The following is a 755-nucleotide window of genomic DNA, read 5'->3' on the forward strand; positions in this document are numbered from 1 at the left end:
TCACGCTTGGTGCCGCGCAGCAACAGGCCGGCGTTGTCGCCCGCCTGGCCCTGGTCCAGCAGCTTGCGGAACATCTCGACACCGGTGACCACCGTCTTCTGGGTCGGACGGATGCCCACGATCTCGATTTCGTCGCCCACCTTGATGATGCCGCGCTCGATGCGGCCGGTCACCACCGTGCCACGGCCGGAAATCGAGAACACATCCTCGACCGGCATCAGGAACGGCTTGTCGATCGCGCGCTCGGGCTGCGGGATCCAGGTGTCCAGCGCCTCCACCAGCTTGATGATCGACGGCACGCCGATGTCACTCTGGTCGCCTTCCAGCGCCTTGAGCGCCGAACCAATCACGATCGGGGTGTCGTCGCCCGGGAACTCGTACTTGGCCAGCAGCTCGCGGACTTCCATCTCCACCAGCTCCAGCAGCTCGGCGTCGTCCACCATGTCCGCCTTGTTCAGGTAGACCACGATGTACGGCACGCCGACCTGGCGCGCCAGCAGGATGTGCTCGCGGGTCTGCGGCATCGGGCCGTCAGCGGCCGAACACACCAGGATCGCGCCGTCCATCTGCGCCGCACCGGTGATCATGTTCTTGATGTAGTCCGCGTGTCCCGGGCAGTCCACGTGCGCGTAATGCCGGTTCGCGCTTTCGTATTCCACGTGCGCCGTCGAGATCGTGATCCCGCGCGCCTTCTCTTCCGGCGCCGCGTCGATCTGGTCGTGTGCCTTGAACTCACCACCAAAACGCTCCGCTCC

At 65.4% G+C, this 755-nt stretch carries 1 protein-coding gene; it reads right to left on the minus strand.

The features are described from left to right. Positions 1-755 (minus strand): elongation factor Tu (locus GST15_RS06610; protein ID WP_159016492.1); only part of this gene is annotated, 755 nt, incomplete at both ends.

It is taken from the genome of Cognatiluteimonas profundi, assembly GCF_009792795.1.
Taxonomy (GTDB): domain Bacteria; phylum Pseudomonadota; class Gammaproteobacteria; order Xanthomonadales; family Xanthomonadaceae; genus Cognatiluteimonas; species Cognatiluteimonas profundi.